The organism is bacterium SCSIO 12741, assembly GCA_024398055.1.
GTDB lineage: Bacteria > Bacteroidota > Bacteroidia > Flavobacteriales_G > Salibacteraceae > SCSIO-12741.
This window is the reverse complement of sequence record CP073749.1, coordinates 2,947,140-2,963,200: the sequence shown is the minus strand read 5'-3', so window position 1 is coordinate 2,963,200 and position 16,061 is coordinate 2,947,140. Positions and strand designations below refer to the sequence as shown.

16 protein-coding genes are annotated in these 16,061 nt (G+C 43.0%); 11 read left to right on the top strand and 5 right to left on the bottom strand.

Annotation, left to right across the window (positions count from 1 at the left end):
• Position 1 precedes the first annotated feature (1 nt).
• Together KFE98_12650 and KFE98_12645 are read left to right on the top strand one after the other, a co-directional pair.
• Complete coding sequence (locus KFE98_12650; GenBank protein UTW60873.1) at positions 2–1,138, top strand: imelysin family protein; 1,137 nt, start codon at positions 2–4, stop codon at positions 1,136–1,138.
• 39 nt (positions 1,139–1,177) lie between these two features.
• Entirely contained in the window at positions 1,178–1,699 is a 522-nt protein-coding gene (locus KFE98_12645; protein ID UTW60872.1) for a hypothetical protein, read from the top strand.
• 23 nt (positions 1,700–1,722) lie between these two features.
• Here KFE98_12645 and KFE98_12640 read toward each other — a convergent pair whose 3' ends face one another.
• Positions 1,723–2,562 carry a hypothetical protein gene (locus KFE98_12640; protein UTW60871.1) on the bottom strand — a complete coding sequence of 280 codons (840 nt, stop codon included), beginning with the start codon at positions 2,560–2,562 and terminating at the stop codon, positions 1,723–1,725.
• On the bottom strand, positions 2,562–3,440 hold the full coding sequence (locus KFE98_12635; GenBank protein UTW60870.1) for a GNAT family N-acetyltransferase: 879 nt from the start codon (positions 3,438–3,440) through the stop codon (positions 2,562–2,564). The genes KFE98_12640 and KFE98_12635 overlap by 1 nt, the downstream gene beginning before the upstream one ends.
• 295 nt (positions 3,441–3,735) lie before the next feature.
• Between KFE98_12635 and KFE98_12630 the strand changes: the two genes are divergently transcribed.
• Positions 3,736–4,245, top strand: coding sequence for a DUF308 domain-containing protein (locus tag KFE98_12630; GenBank protein ID UTW60869.1), 510 nt, complete (start codon positions 3,736–3,738; stop codon positions 4,243–4,245).
• On the opposite strand, the gene KFE98_12625 is transcribed toward KFE98_12630, so the two are convergent.
• Complete coding sequence (locus KFE98_12625) at positions 4,246–4,773, bottom strand: NAD(P)H-dependent oxidoreductase (protein UTW60868.1); 528 nt, start codon at positions 4,771–4,773, stop codon at positions 4,246–4,248.
• Positions 4,774–4,964: 191 nt separating this feature from the next.
• Between KFE98_12625 and KFE98_12620 the strand changes: the two genes are divergently transcribed.
• From KFE98_12620 to KFE98_12595, 6 genes are read left to right on the top strand one after another with little or no spacing between them, the layout of a single operon-like run.
• The gene (locus KFE98_12620) at positions 4,965–5,780 is read left to right on the top strand and encodes a ParA family protein (GenBank protein UTW60867.1); all 816 of its coding nucleotides are present in this window, start codon (positions 4,965–4,967) and stop codon (positions 5,778–5,780) included.
• Positions 5,770–6,693 carry a ParB/RepB/Spo0J family partition protein gene (locus tag KFE98_12615; protein UTW60866.1) on the top strand — a complete coding sequence of 308 codons (924 nt, stop codon included), beginning with the start codon at positions 5,770–5,772 and terminating at the stop codon, positions 6,691–6,693. The genes KFE98_12620 and KFE98_12615 overlap by 11 nt, the downstream gene beginning before the upstream one ends.
• A 50-nt stretch (positions 6,694–6,743) precedes the next feature.
• The gene (locus tag KFE98_12610; protein ID UTW60865.1) at positions 6,744–7,346 is read left to right on the top strand and encodes a hypothetical protein; all 603 of its coding nucleotides are present in this window, start codon (positions 6,744–6,746) and stop codon (positions 7,344–7,346) included.
• Entirely contained in the window at positions 7,343–8,056 is a 714-nt protein-coding gene (dapB, locus tag KFE98_12605) for a 4-hydroxy-tetrahydrodipicolinate reductase (GenBank protein ID UTW60864.1), read from the top strand. Before KFE98_12610 ends, dapB begins: the two co-directional genes overlap by 4 nt.
• A gap of 10 nt (positions 8,057–8,066) precedes the next feature.
• Positions 8,067–9,680 (top strand): S26 family signal peptidase, encoded by a 1,614-nt coding sequence (locus KFE98_12600; protein UTW60863.1) that lies wholly within the window; start codon positions 8,067–8,069, stop codon positions 9,678–9,680.
• Positions 9,673–10,320 (top strand): WbqC family protein, encoded by a 648-nt coding sequence (locus KFE98_12595; protein ID UTW60862.1) that lies wholly within the window; start codon positions 9,673–9,675, stop codon positions 10,318–10,320. The genes KFE98_12600 and KFE98_12595 overlap by 8 nt, the downstream gene beginning before the upstream one ends.
• Here the strand turns inward: KFE98_12595 and KFE98_12590 are convergent.
• Positions 10,299–11,783, bottom strand: a complete 1,485-nt coding sequence (locus tag KFE98_12590) for a hypothetical protein (protein UTW60861.1) — start codon at positions 11,781–11,783, stop codon at positions 10,299–10,301. The genes KFE98_12595 and KFE98_12590 overlap by 22 nt on opposite strands.
• 120 nt (positions 11,784–11,903) lie before the next feature.
• Positions 11,904–13,469: a hypothetical protein gene (locus KFE98_12585; GenBank protein UTW60860.1), complete on the bottom strand. Its 1,566-nt coding sequence runs from the start codon at positions 13,467–13,469 to the stop codon at positions 11,904–11,906.
• A gap of 148 nt (positions 13,470–13,617) precedes the next feature.
• Here KFE98_12585 and KFE98_12580 point away from each other — a divergent pair, with 148 nt between their 5' ends.
• Entirely contained in the window at positions 13,618–15,252 is a 1,635-nt protein-coding gene (locus KFE98_12580) for an acyl-CoA carboxylase subunit beta (GenBank protein ID UTW60859.1), read from the top strand.
• An 8-nt stretch (positions 15,253–15,260) separates the two neighbouring features.
• Positions 15,261–16,049 carry a class I SAM-dependent methyltransferase gene (locus tag KFE98_12575; GenBank protein UTW60858.1) on the top strand — a complete coding sequence of 263 codons (789 nt, stop codon included), beginning with the start codon at positions 15,261–15,263 and terminating at the stop codon, positions 16,047–16,049.
• Positions 16,050–16,061 lie beyond the last annotated feature (12 nt).

Genomic DNA, 16,061 nt, shown 5'->3' with positions numbered 1-16,061 from the left:
CATGAAGAAGTCATCATTTTTAAAAATGCTCATTCTACCTGTATTTGCCGGGATGATATTGGGTTGTAACAAGGATAAATCAGAGCCCGATCCGGAACCCACACCAGCTTCTTTTGATCAAGGCATTTTATTGACCGACATGATTGATGGGGTTATCATTCCTTCTCATGAATCCTTTTTACTGGAAGCCAGGAACCTCAACGTAGCCATTAACGACTTTATCAATCAACCGGATAATACCACCTTGGAACTTGCTCAAAAACAATGGATCTCGGCCGCACAAATATGGAGGCGTTGCGAACCCTTCAATTTTGGTCCTATCCGGAGCAATTACCTGCATAATAAGATTAACACCTGGCCCACCAATCGAGATTTTATCCAAGGGTTTATCGAGGGTTCAGACTCTCTGAATAGTGACTTCATTAACTCCAAGGGCTCGAGTTCCAAAGGGCTGGCAGCCATGGAATGGTTACTCTTTGACCCTGACTCGGGCAACACCGTCATTCTCGCTCAACTTACGCAGGGAACGCATTCTTATCGCCGTAGAAAATACCTTCAAGCTTTGGGAGAAAACATGTACGAAAAAGCCCAACAGATACAAGAGCTATGGACCGGAGATTACCGCCAGGAATTTATTGATAATCAAGGTACCGACCTCTATTCTTCGCTGGGTTCGTTAACCAACCAAATGATTTCTCTCAACGAAAAGATCATTAAATCGAAAATGGGTAAGCCCCTGGGAAAAAGCTCAGACAATCAGGCCCATCCTGACCTCCTTGAATCCGGATTAAGCGGGCGATCGTTGGCTCACATTCAATACAATTTGATCATTCTGGAGAATATCTTTCTGGCCAAGAGTGACGAAAAGGGGAACCTAACCGGGTACGACGATTACTTGAATTTTCTCAATGCTCGCCACGGCGATGAATTGCTTTCCGCAAAGATCCTCGACCAGATGGAGATCACCGAGAACTCATTAAAGAACATTACCCCACCTTTGAGAACCGCCATAATCAATCAAAAAGCTGAGGTTGAAACGGCTTATGAGGAATTCAAAAGTCTACTTACCCTGCTTAAGGCCGATATGGCATCGAGCATGGGAGTGACCATAACCTTCAATGACAACGACGGTGATTAGTTTGAAATAAACTAAATTGGCTGGTAGTTCTTGTTAACTATGGCAGCCATAACCAAATACGACCACTGCACCCTTTGTGAACACCGAAGGCTTGATTTTAGCCGTGGAATGGTTTGCGGGTTAACCGATGAAAAACCCAGTTTTCAAGCTTACTGCCCCACTTTTAAATACCGAAGCGATTTGGTTGACTACAATGCTCAGATGCTGCATTCTGTGGATGCTCCTGAAGTGAACTTGCTCAATTTCACCAGTAAATCGGTGGGTCAAATCCTAGGAGGGATCGTAACTCTTATCGCCGGAATTTTAGCCACCTTAATGCTCTGGGGAATGGGCTGGGTTTGGGGATTAACCTTCGGTGTGATTGGCTTTGGAGTCACTTCTTTGGCCAATGGCTTAAGGCTATTTATCAGGAGCTTAAAGGATAGAAAAGAAGCTCAAGAAAAGTATGAGCTTTTTGTAAGCTTGATTGAACTGTATCAAAGACATGGACACCCCGTTGAGTGGATTGAAGGTCAGGGATCTCGCCGGATAAGCACCAAACAAAATCGGCCTATCCGTTAAAATTCAAAAACAAGGGGTGAGCCCTATTCGGCTATTGGCAGCCCTTTCTTTTGCCCCTCTTCTTTTTCCAGTGACAAGATGGCTTCCTTGTGGGTAATGAATTCGTGCCCCTCTTCCTTCAAATAGTTGACGACCCATTTATACCATTGAGACCAGGTATGGAAACTTGCTGAGAAGTAACAATCATGAAACAATATACTCAAGTACTCCAGCCCTTCCTTTTCGGCCTTTTTAAATTCATTCAGGGTGAAAGTTTTACACTCTTCAAGATTTCTAAGCTGATACCGTTTTTTGCCATTAACCACCCAGCCATCCATGATTTGAATCGGAAAATTCCAAAAACCATTTTCTCGATAAGGGTTGCGGTAACCAATCTGAGTTGCATCATAAAGGTATCCGGCTTGGGATAAATTTTTGAACGTATCGTCCGTTTTTCTCAGGTAGTGCATCCTAATTCCAAATGAATCCAGACCTGAAATGCCTTTAAACCGATCGTACTCTTCCTGAATACCCTCCAGGGTTTCGTAATTGATTCCATGAACTCCAACTTCAAAACCTGAACTTATGATTTTGGGTATCCATTTTTCAGCGTAATGAATGGGATAGTTTAGCCCCACACCATTGTTCATTCCCAGAAAAAAGGTGGACTTGAAGCCCATACTTGAATTGTAGTCAATGATTTCCTGAATATGCTGCCATTGGTTATGAAACAAGGCAGCATGACGGTACCCTAACTCTTTGACGGATATTTTACCCTTGACCAATTCGAGCCAAGAGCGAACAAAATACTTGGGAAGGATCAAATCTCCGGTGTGTTCCCAATAGGACATGTGATCAACGTCGTGCGAAATAAGAATTTTCATTAGAACAGTTCTGGGTTTCTAAATTTCAACAAGGTCTCCATTGCCTTCGAACTTCCATGCACCAAATAATACGGGGTAATCTCCCCTCCAAACCCTCTGAAATACCGCTCCACTTCTGGCAGCATACTCCCTTCAAAGTCAAAGGTCTTTATTCCCCTTTCCCGACAGGCCTTGATCGCTTCCCAAAGGGTCAATGCGCCTGCTCCCGAATGGGTAGTTTCACTATCGTAACCGCCGAAAATGTAGTAGGCAATATTTGAATTGAAAATTATAAACGAGGTGGCACAAAAACAACCTTTGTATTTGGCTATGAATGCGATGGAGTTTCCCTCATTAGCAAATTCCTGCAACACTTTTGAGACAAAGGATTGGTCAAAACTCTTTCCCTTTCTATCAAAAGTTTTCTGAATAAGAATCTCAACTTGGTTAATATCCGAAACAGCCTCGACTTCCACTCCGTCTTTGGTGGCCCGTTTCAAATCGTTTCTGCGTTCAGGGCTCATCCCCTTTTCAAGCTCCGCTACTTCCTTCGACAAATCAAGCCTGTAAGTATACTGCGGGGTAACCTTAAGTCCCTCCCACAAAAAAGGCTGAAAATCAATATACTCAGGAGGAAATGCCAGAAAGACGATCGACTTCGAGTGCTCTTTCAAAAAAGCCGCAATTTCCTTCATCCATTTCTTTTCCTTGGAGAGTCTTTTTACCCGATTCTGGCCCGGGTTGTTCATCACCAAATGGCACGTGGAGGCATAAGGTGGTGTTTTCAGCATTTTGACCGGCCCCTTTTTGTCAGGATAGGCTAAAAATGCAGCTTTGGGAAAGTCCTCCTTTTCGAACAAACCAAAAACCTTCAGCCTGCCCCATAAAGAGCAATCCATTCCTGTGAGTTAAAGACAGATACCCGGTAATCTTTGGGGAGTCTTTCTAGAAAATTCAGGTACTGTTCGTTGGAGATTTCTTTAATCAAATCGCAATCAATTCTACTAACAAAGATTGCACAACTCTCCGTGGTGACAATGGATGAATTCCAAGAACTGTAGTCCAGCTGATAAAAAAATGTGCCGTCAATCCCAGGAAGTCATCATCACTTTCAAAGACAACAGTTGAGGTTAGTTCGAATTAATTTATAATTGGCTCGTAGTTCTTGTTTCCAATGATAACCACTACCAGCAAATGAGCAACGCCCCTAAAATAGATCACTGTGCACTTTGTCATTACCGGTTAAAGGATTTTGAACATGGATTGCTCTGTAAGAAGACCTACACCCAAACCCCATTTGAACAGTTCTGCCCCAACTTTAAATTCAGAGAAGATATTTATTGGTGGAATAAAGAAAAGATCAGCGAAATTGAATCCAAGGACATCAAGGTGGGTTACATCTGGTACAATTCCATTGGGCAATTGCTTGCCGGGTCAATCATTTTAAGCATTGTAATCTTTTATACCAGCTATGGTGTTTTTATTGCCCTATCGATTTTGATCTATATGCTCGGAATAGCCTTAATTGGCTTCGGCATTAGTACCTTGTACCATGGTTTCAAATCCAGAAAAAGGACCAAGATCAGGTATGAAAACTACCTCAAACTAATTCAGCACTACATGACTAAGGACAGGTCCGTTCAGTTGGAAGTTTCCGATTTGTATACCTACAAGATCAACCCGGCAGAGTCGAAATCAAATTAGCTAAAGGGCTTCCAGCTGGGTGATAAAATCATCCAATAGGCTCTGGGTTTTCGCATCCTGGATAGTGCGACTGTCCAGATCAATCAGGTGATTGCAATGGGCAATGGCAGGCTTAAAAGGCAACACGATCATATTGAGGTAATTGAGCACTCCCGTCAAGTGATCCATACCTCGTAGGTTTCCAGCACGACCCGAGGAAACACCTACCAAGGCAGCCTTTTTCCCACGGATACGAGCCGGGAGAAAGCTATCGATAAAAGTCTTGGTGATTCCTGGAAAGCTCCCGTTGTATTCCGGGGTAACAAACACAAACTTGTCAGAAGAAGAAATACTTCGATCCAGCAGCGCTGTGAACTCCGGAGTAGGATTTCCGTAGACCTCGTTGTTGACATAAAAGTCCATGGGCAGCTCAGACACATCCACCAATTCGCAAGGAATACCCTTCATTTTCAGCATCTTCTGCAGGTGCTCGCACACCACTCGGGTATAGCTGTTATTTCGGTTCGTTCCGCAAATTACCGTAATCATACCTTGTCAACAGATTCGTGTTTATACTTTGTTTATAAAAGCAAATGTAGCCAGAGGCCCATTGGATGCAAAAGAAGTACTTTTAGCCTTTGTGTAATCTCCCGTTCCCGTGTTTTTTCATTTCACTACAAACTACTGGACGTGAGACAGTTAATTCAGATCATCACGAATCATTATAAAAGATTTCCGGAATGGGAAAAATAATTGCAATTGCCAATCAGAAAGGTGGAGTAGGAAAAACGACCACGGCTATCAATTTGGGAGCTAGCCTGGGTGTTTTGGAGAAGAAGGTATTAATTGTAGACGCCGACCCGCAGGCTAACGCCACTTCCGGGGTAGGTTTTGATCCCAAAAACATTAAAACCAGCATTTACGAATGCATCATCAACAATGTCAATCCCAAAGACATCATTCTACACACGGAGAGCCCAAATCTTGACGTGTTGCCGGGTCACATTGATCTGGTTGGTGCTGAGATTGAAATGATCAATCTTCCAAACCGGGAAAAAATGATGCGGATGGCTTTGAATCCCATCAAAGACGATTACGACTTTATCATCATTGATTGCTCTCCATCCTTAGGACTGGTTACGGTTAATGCTTTGACCGCTGCTGATTCTGTTTTGGTTCCGATCCAATGTGAATACTTCGCTTTGGAAGGATTGGGCAAATTGCTCAATACAATCAAAATTGTACAGAACTTACTCAACAAGGACCTGGAAGTGGAAGGCATGCTGCTGACCATGTACGACCAGCGTTTACGATTGGCAAATCAGGTGGTGGAAGAGGTGAAAACGCACTTCCAACAGTTGGTGTTCAATACCATCGTATTCCGAAATACAAAATTGGGTGAAGCTCCAAGTTACGGGGAAACTGCCATCATGTTTGACGCTAACTGCAAGGGTTCGGTAAACTACCTGAACCTGGCTCGCGAAATTTTGCAGAAGAACAACTTGACTCGATTGTCGGACGAAGAGAAAATAATTGAGGTAAAGGATGGCGAATAAGAAAAGAGCATTAGGAAGAGGCCTGAGTGCCTTACTGGAGAACTCGGAGACGGATATTACGTCCAATCGATTTACCCCCTCTTCGTCTTCCGCCCCATCATCAGGTCCGGTTGCTGGTTCTATAGCCACCATCGCAGTAGCTGATATTGAGGCAAACCCTTTTCAGCCAAGAACGCAGTTTTCCAAAGAAGCATTGAACGAGTTGGCTCAATCCATTCGTGTTCATGGCTTGATTCAGCCGGTTACGGTTCGAAAAATGGGGAACGACAAATTCCAGCTCATTTCTGGAGAGCGTCGTTTTAGAGCCTCGCAAGAAGCAGGATTGACCGAAGTTCCAGCGTACGTCCGCATTGCAGACGATCAGGCTATGCTCGAAATGGCCTTGATTGAAAACATTCAGCGGGAAAATCTGGATGCTATTGAAGTTGCCATTTCATACCAGCGCCTTATCGAAGAGTGCGAATTAACTCAAGAAGCCCTGGCGGAGCGAGTCGGTAAACGCCGAAGTACGGTGACCAATTACCTGCGTCTTCTAAAATTACCAGGTGCCGTTCAATTGGGCATTCGTGACAAATCCATTTCCATGGGACATGCTCGTGCCCTTTTGGGAATTGATGATCCGGACTTACAACTCCTTATTTTTGAAAAAATCGTCAACGAAAATCTTTCCGTTCGTAAAGTGGAAGATTTGGTTCGGGTAAATTCCCGAGAAGAAGGCGGTGAAAAGGAGAGTAAATCTCGTGGTGGCCGCAATCCTTTGAACAGTAAAGAAAAGATTTGGTTGGATCAACTTACTGAAAACTATGAAAGTAAGATCCAAATCCAAAAAGGCCAGGAAGGAAAAGGAAAGATCGTTTTCCACTTCAATGACGAGAAAGAATTGAAGGGCCTCATTAAGAAATTAAAACATTAACTTCCAGGGCAATTCGGCCCCTACCACTTAGTTTCCTTAAATTCGCAGCGATGCGGAAAAAGTGCCTTCTTCTGGGTTTGTTTTTATGTGTTTTGTCTCCCGTCCTTTGGGGGCAAAATGATGATGATGTGGCCATACGTGCCGAAGCAACGGATACCGTTCACCTGGCTATTTCTGACAGTGCCCTTATGAGGCAGCACTCGCCTAAAAAGGCGGCCATTTTATCGGCTGTTATTCCAGGCGGTGGCCAGATTTACAACCAGAAATATTGGAAGGTACCGCTTATCTATGCTGTGGGCGGTGGATTGGTCTACCTATCCATAAACAGTTACAACCAATACAACCGTTACCGCGATTCTTACATTGCTACCATAGATAGCACCTCGGATAAAACCAATCACTTTCCCAATATCAATGCCAGTGGTTTGGAATCGGAAATGCGTCGTCATCAGCGAAACATGGAATTGGCCATTGCCGGTGTAGCCTTGGTTTACTTACTTCAAATTGTGGACGCTACCGTAGATGCCCACCTCAAGTATTTTGATGTAAGCGACAACCTTAGCCTTTCTTTTCGCCCTTCCGTCACGATGCCCGATCTTTACCGGATGCAACCTCCCGGACTGGGCTTGAAAATCAAACTTCGTTTTAAATGAATATTGCCCTCATCGGATATGGAAAAATGGGCCGTGAGATCGAAGCAATTGCTTTGGATCGCGGACACCAGATTAGCTTGAAAGTGACTCGGGAAAATGCCGATTTCACCCCAGGAGATCTTGCTGGAACGGATGTGGCTATCGAATTTAGCCGCCCTGAAGCTGCCGTGAACAATATTCAAAAATGCGTTTCAGCGGGTGTTCCCGTTGTGGTTGGAACTACCGGTTGGTATGATGAATTTGATGCCGTGGTGCAGCAAGTGAATGACAACAAGGGCTGTCTATTTTATGCCTCAAATTTTAGTTTGGGAGTCAACATCTTCTTTAAGGTTAACGAATACCTGGCTGAAATCATGAATCGTTATCCAGAGTACCAAGTGAGTATGGAAGAAATTCATCATACTCAAAAGCTGGATGCCCCCAGTGGTACCGCCATTACCGCGGCTGAAAAAATTCTGGGACAGATCGACCGCAAAGAATCCTGGAAATTGGACGAAAGTGAAGAAGACAAAGATTTGGTGATCACCGCCAAAAGACTTCCAGAGGTTCCCGGAACCCATGAGGTTTTCTATTCTTCCTCTATTGATACCCTCTCCTTTAAACACGAAGCCCACAACCGCAAAGGATTTGCTCTGGGCTCTGTATTAGCCGCTGAATTTTGTCACGGTAAAACTGGAGTGTATAACATGAACAATCTACTCGGACTTTAACTTATAAACCATGACAATCGCAATCTATCTCATCATTACCCTTGCCATGCATTTCGGACTCTATTTGCTGTTCGAAAAAGCGGGTCGCAAAGGATGGGAAGCCCTCGTACCTGTATACAACCTGGTGATCTGGCTTCAAATCATGAAAAAACCTTGGTGGTGGTTGTTACTCTTGATTTTCCCAGGGGTAAACATTTTGATGATCATGGTTATGAGTTTTAACCTAGCCGTTGGTTTCGGAAAACGCGGCGACATACCTGCCCTACTCTCTTTCTTCGTGCCCTTCGTTTATTTACCGATGATTGGAATGGACAAGAAAACCACCTTTCAAGGGTACTCCGACACGCCAACCAAAAGAACCGCGGCTGTGGAGTGGAGAGATGCCATCATTTTTGCGATCGTGGCCGCCAGCATTATTCGTACTTATGTGTTTGAAGCCTATACCATTCCTTCTTCCTCTATGGAGAAATCTCTTTTGGTGGGAGACTACCTATTTGTAAGTAAGGTAGCCTATGGGCCCAAATCACCAAAAACGCCTTTGGCTATTCCATTTGTTCACCACTCGATTCCATTTACCAATGCTCCATCTTACCTGGAGTGGATGAAATTGCCTCACTTCCGTTTACCTGGATTGGGAGACGTGGAGCGGAACGACGTGGTGGTGTTTAACTTCCCAGCTGGAGATACCGTTTGCCTGGAACAACAAAACCGGAGCTACTACGACATCCTTAGCGAGTATCAACAACTCTTTGGAAAAGAACAGGGACGGGATTACTTGTACAATGGAATGCCGAGAAAATACTGGAACGACGGAGTTCGTATGATGATGCAGCAAGGAATGCCCCGAGGAATGGCTTCTAAAGTGGTTCAGGAAGGTTACAGCATAACCGCTCGCCCAGTAGACAAACGGGAAAACTATGTGAAGCGCTGTGTGGCTATTGCTGGAGATACACTACAGATCAAAAATGGAATTCTTTATATCAATGGAGAAGAAGGTTATGTTCCTCCCTTGATGCAGTACAAGTATTTTGTAAACGCTCCACACCTCAACAAGAGAACGCTGAAAAGTGACTTTGGAATTAGCTTCGAAGATTACGATGGAGGTTTTTCCAATGATCTCGGCAAGGTATTACCCATGCCTCTTCACGTAAAAGAGAAAATGGACAAGTTGAGTTCCATTAAAGGAATTGAACCTCAAATCAAAGAGCCTGGAACCGGAATTCAAGGTTCTCGAATCTTTCCTAATGATCCGGCCTTCCCTTGGAACGAGGATAATTTTGGTCCTCTTTGGATACCTAAGAAAGGTGAAACCATTGCTCTTACTTTAAAAGAACTACCGAAGTACCGTAGAATCATCGGTGTTTTTGAAGAAAATGATCTCTCTGTTGCCGATGGCAAAATTTACATCAATGGTGAAGAAGCCACAGAGTACACCTTCAAAATGAACTACTACTACCTCATCGGAGACAACCGTCACAACTCCTTGGATAGTCGTTTCTGGGGTTTTGTTCCCGAAGATCACGTGGTTGGAAAAGCTTCCTTCATTTGGATGTCTTTGGATAAAGATCTGGGTTGGTTTGATGGCAAGGTGAGAACCGAACGTATTTTCCGCTGGATTGAGTAATTCCCCTGAACACGATTCCAAAGTACTGGCTCCGATTTGCCTTTTCGGGCCGATCAGCTGGTACGGGCAACTCCTGAACCGGGAAAACTGGTTTGAAGTTCACGAGCATTTTCTAAAGCAAACTTACCGCAGCAGGTATGTGATTTATGGCAACCATGGCCCATTGACTCTTTCGGTGTTGCTGGGTGGGAGAAGTTCCAAAACCAAGACCAGAGACATCAAGATTTCTTACCAGGAGAATTGGCCTCAAACCCATTGGCGAGCCTTAAAAGCAGCTTACTCATCCTCCCCTTTTTTTGAATATTACGAAGAGGACATCCACACGCTCCTGCACGGACAAGAGACCTTTCTTCTCGATTTGAATCTAAAAGTGCACGATTGGATCCTTGATACCTTGGAACTGGAAAAGGATTATCAATTGACCGACGAATACCAAACCGAATGGGCGGGCATTGACATTCGAGGTGGAAAGAAAAATGACTTCAACGCTCCCCATCCATTTCCTTCCTACCATCAGGTATTCATGGACAACGGAGCCCCCTTTCTACCGAACTTAAGTGTTTTGGACCTGATCTTTAATCTCGGTAACGAAGCGCGCCCTTTTATTAAGAAGAACTTCTATTCTTCAAATCGGATATAGGCCAGTTTGTAGTTTTTCTTCTTATAGGTATACAGGAAGAATCCCCCTCTGGGATCCACCGTTCCTAAATTCACTAAGGTGAAAATAGCCTCATCCTCCACATTGTAAAGAAAGTCTCGGGTTAAGTCACCATCGAGGTCAATTTTGGCCACCGCCGTAACCGACTCGTCTCCGCCGGAAGGACAGGTATAAATCTTCTTCGGATTGTACTCCGTATGGTTTCTCAGGTGATCGTTGTATACGAATACCAAATCATCTCCAATTCGGGTAAAGAGGTGCGAACCACGAGGTGAGCGACCGTTATTGGTGGTAATGTGATGTTTCGGAATTCGGGTCATCCATTCGATGTTGCCGTCGCTATCAAAACGGGTAACCATAGCATCTTCCTGGTGGTAGTAATAGGTAGTGTACATATTTCCATTGGCATCGTATCGGGTAGACTCCACCACGTAATCCATTTCACCCACCATAAAAACACTTCCTTTAAATTCATGAACTTCCAATACGTCATAATCCGGGAGTTCCAACTCCTTTCCTTTTTCTTCTTTCTTTTTGGCCTTCTTCTCCCCTTTTTCAGATAAGAATCGACCGATTTCTTCAATGCTGTATTCATGGAAACTAACCGGAGTCATGTCCCCATTCTCCTCTCGGGTAATGAAACTTCCATTTACTCGGTTGGGGCGAATACCAGAATAGTACCCCGCCACGATCACTTCGCTATTGGCATCAAAACCAATTCCGGCACCCGAAATCCAGTTTTCGCCAAAGTCAATTTTATTGGTAATCGGTTCGTCGTCGCCATCACGAAGCACCCCTACGGTGTAGTAGAAACTTGACTCTCCCTTTACACGCTCCTGTTTTTCCTTGGCTCGATAAGCCAGTAACGCCACATCACCCTTTTCATTAAAGGCCACATCACGGGTATACAACGCTTCACCTTCTCCCATTTCAACTTGACGTTCAAAGGCTACTTCCATATTCTGGTCAAACAGATAAATCTGGTAGTACAAATCATCTTCTCCCGATTCGGCAGAATTATATCCAAAGAACAAATGCTTACCCGTTTTATCAGGAATCACATCAAACAATTCCTTACCGTAGGAACGAAGAAATTTCTGTTTTCCAATTAAAAAATGATCCTTCTCAACCGTTAAAGTGGCCGGATCAATGACCATCGCGTACAGGTAAAATTGCTCTTCACTTTTTACCTTCTGACGGGTAAAAATGACGATCTTCTCTCCAAACTGCCACATATCAATCAGGAAACACTTTCCTTTCACCGATTGGTGGGGCCACTCCACCTGAAAGCTTTTCTTAAGCTCCAGATCTGCATCATACTGCACGAAGTTGAAGGTTTCGCCATCCAACCAACTGCAGACATGGGTCCCATTTTCAAAAACATAGGCCTCGTAGAAGTAGCCCTTTCCTTTTTTCATCAATGGAGTCCAACTAACGGAGGCCATTTTTTCGCGGGCTTGGGCGTAAACAGATGAGCCTACGAAAGAAGTAATTAAAATTATAATTAGTGTGATGAAAATAATCCTCTTAGCTATCATGGTTTTAGTAAGAATTTTGATTGACAATTATTTCTTTGAATTGACCTTGGGTTTTCTGTAATTCAGAAATTGTAACAAACTGGAAATGTTACCAAAATCAGTGAATGTATCAACCGTATTATCTCCTAATTGATGAACATATTCGACAATCTCAAGGTCTGAATTCAATTTTGCAATAATAATAGCATTATTCCCATTCAATTGATAAATATGCCACCCCTCATCTGAAACAACAATATCTCCCAAACTAAATCTAAGAGTTACATAATTTCTATCTCCCGTATACGCGGCAATTTGATTCCCAGTTACTCCTCCATGAAACTTATAAGAGTTGCCTATGAATTCCATAACAATACTTTTCCTCAAATAATAATTGACTTGTAAATGAGACGCGTGGCCTCCTGTGGAAGTATTTCTGGTTACAAGTGAAGGAATAATATCCCCTACACGAAAACATCCAATTAGTTTCCCATTCAAATAATCGAAGTGAGCAGGTAATAAATCATGGGCTGTAGATACCATCGCCCCCACCGATTCTTCAAATTCTGGTTCATATCTGGACTTAAGAGTTTCATTCTGATCCCGATTGGAAAATTCATGCTCATGAGTTTTCTTCCAATCGTTTATTAATTGTCCTTCGCTTAAATCTTCAATCCTAACCCTATTAGTTCTCTCCAATTCTAATTGATCTCCTTTAAATAAATAATATTCTACTCCATGAACTCCTTGAGTTTTGTAATTTTCAGGTACAACATTTCTATATGTACCCACTACCCCAACGTCGCCATTAGATAGAATGAAAGGGCTCATCAATTTCACAAAAGCGCTTGAAGATTCAAATTTTACCGATAGATTATTTTTTAAGTTTTCCTTCCAAGTATAAAGTGTATATATTTCTTCAGTATCAAAATAAAAATACTCGCGAAGATGCCTTTTTATGAGATTTTTCTTCTGTCTTAGCAATATTGCAAAATCACCTTCAAGATTATCATGATATTCCGCAGGAAAGATTTGAGCGCCGAATTTATAATCGGTTTTTAATGAATCGATAGAATTCAGATTTTTATCAAAGAACAGCACTTCATATCTCATTCTCAATACATTTCCACCATCATTATTGTTAGCACCGAAGAATAAATATTTTTCATTTTGGAAAACATGGATATCATAAAACTCCAATTCACCGGAACGTAATTGATTTTGCACGAACAGCAATTTTGCATCCGAATGAAACTGTCCAGTATTTATTTCATAAACCTTGGAAAATATCTCCCATTTTTTATTCTTATCTGATTCAAATCGAAAAAAGAAATAAATACAATCACCCCACACCTTGGCACTGATGAACCTGCCACCTTTTCGCTGAAATAATGACTTCTCTTTTTTTGAATAAAACGGGTACTTTAAATTCTCTGAAGAGTTTGATTGGCGATCATATGTTTCAATTTCAATTTGCTCCCCTAAATCCCTCACTCCTATACATTTGCCTTTCAAGCATATAATATTTTCAAAATCTGACGATTTAAATTCTTCGCAAAGTGAAAAGTTGGCTATAAAAAGGAAGAATATTGTTACTGAGAATTGGACTTTCATTAGAGTGATTGATTTGTTCCTTAATATTTAGGCCCAAACAATAAATACTTCGACCAAAGAATTAAAAATTCAAATTAATGTATTTTTTCTTCGATTATTATGAGCCTATTCTCTATTACATTTGTCCTCCCCGAATCGGAATACTTTTATGAAGCAAGATCTCGAGTTTAACCGCAACGAAGATGTAATGCGCCTTTCCCTATCCAAGCTAAAGAAGAAGCTGGAAAAAATTCATTTGGGAGGCGGTCAGAAAAAAATTGACAAGCTCCACGGCAAGGGTAAAATGACAGCCCGTGAGCGTATAGAATATTTGGTAGACGATAATTCCCGTACCATCGAAATCGGTGCTTTCGCCGGTTATGAGATGTACCCTGAGTATGGCGGCTGTCCAGCTGGTGGTGTAGTCACGGTTATCGGTTACGTGGCCGGACGGCAGTGTATGATTGTGGCTAATGACGCCACGGTAAAAGCTGGTGCCTGGTTCCCTATTACCGGAAAGAAAAACCTAAGGGCTCAGGAAATTGCCATGGAAAACAACCTACCCATTATTTACCTGGTAGATAGTGCGGGTGTTTTCTTGCCGATGCAGGATGAGATTTTCCCAGACAAAGAACACTTTGGGCGAATTTTCCGCAACAATGCTCAAATGTCCTCCCAAGGCATTCTTCAAATCGCTGCGGTGATGGGAAGCTGTGTGGCTGGTGGGGCTTACCTTCCTATTATGTCTGACGAATCGTTGATCGTAGACAAAACAGGAACCATTTTCCTGGCTGGATCTTATTTGGTGAAAGCGGCAATCGGTGAATCGATCGATAATGAAACGCTTGGTGGTGCCACTACGCACTGTGAAATCTCGGGTGTTACCGACTACAAGGCCAAAGACGACAAAGACTGTCTGGACCGCATCAAAAAACTGATGGACAAAGTCGGGCACATGGATGAAGCGGGATTTGACCGCAAGGAGATCAAGGAGCCCAAAAAGCCATCGACTGATCTCTATGGCATTATGCCCGAGTCAAGAGCGAAGCCTTACGACGTTAGAAACATTATTGAATGCCTGGTCGATAATTCAGAATACGAAGAGTATAAAGAACTGTACGGACAAACCATAGTTTGCGCCTATGCCCGCATCGAAGGATGGAGCGTGGGAATTGTGGCCAATCAGCGGGAACTGGTTAAGTCTAAAAAAGGCGAAATGCAATTTGGAGGCGTTATCTACAACGACTCTGCCGATAAAGCTGCTCGCTTTATTATGAATTGCAACCAGAAGAAAATTCCATTGGTGTTCCTACAAGATGTTACTGGTTTTATGGTTGGATCCAAATCCGAACATGCTGGAATCATTAAAGACGGCGCCAAATTGGTAAATGCTGTTTCAAATAGCGTTGTTCCTAAGTTCACCATCATTATGGGGAATTCCTACGGAGCTGGAAACTACGCCATGTGTGGAAAGGCATACGACCCTCGATTGATCGTAGGGTGGCCTACTGCTCAAGTAGCTGTGATGGGTGGTGCTCAAGCTGCCAAAACGCTGCTTCAAATCCAAGTAGCTGGTCTTAAGGCCAAAGGGGAAGAAATCTCCAAAGAAAAAGAAGAAGAGTTGCTCAAAACCATCACTGAGCGATACGATAAGCAGACCACTCCCTACTATGCGGCAAGTCGCCTTTGGTTGGATGCAATCATCGATCCAACAGATACGCGTACCTGGATTGGCATGGGAATAGAAGCGGCAAACAAAAAACCGATTGAAAAACCCTTTAACGTAGGTGTTCTTCAAACCTGATAAGCTTCATGGAATTTCACAGCAACAAAACCTGGTACTTTAATACCCAACTTCAGAATTGCGTAGAGTACGTGATTCCATTTATTGAAAAAGGAATGGAAATCACATCGGAAACCCGTGTTCTGGAAATCGGGTGCGCCGAAGGAGGTGTGCTCAAAGGCTTTTTGGACCGCGGATGCCAGGGTGTAGGAGTTGAACTTCAACATTCACGCTACGAATTGGCCATGAAATTCTTAGAGCCTGAAGTCAAAGAAGGGCGGGCTCATTTGGTTTCTAAAAACATTTACGATACCGACTTTGCCGAAGAATTAGGAACCTTTGACCTGATTGTATTGAAAGATGTGATCGAACACATCCATGATCAGGACAAGTTGATGAAGAAACTGAAGGACATTCTAAAACCTGATGGTAAGGTATTCTTTGGTTTCCCTCCCTGGCAAATGCCATTCGGCGGTCATCAACAAGTGGCTAAGAACAAATGGGCTGCTCGTCTTCCCTATTATCACTTACTTCCCTATGGTCTTTACCGAAGCGTCTTAAAAGCTTTTGGAGAAAGCGAAAAGACTATTGAAGGATTGATAGAAGTTAAGGATACCCGAATTTCCCTGGGTCAGTTTGAACATTTGTGCAAGAGTAATCAGTACAAGATTTTGGTGAAAACCTTGTTTCTGTTCAACCCCATCTATAAATTCAAATTCGGATTGAAACCCAGGAAGCAATTTCCCTTGGTTGGCAGCATTCCCTACTTGCGCAATTTCTACACCACTTGTGGTTATTATTTGATTGGGAACCGCTAAGTCAGGCGATTG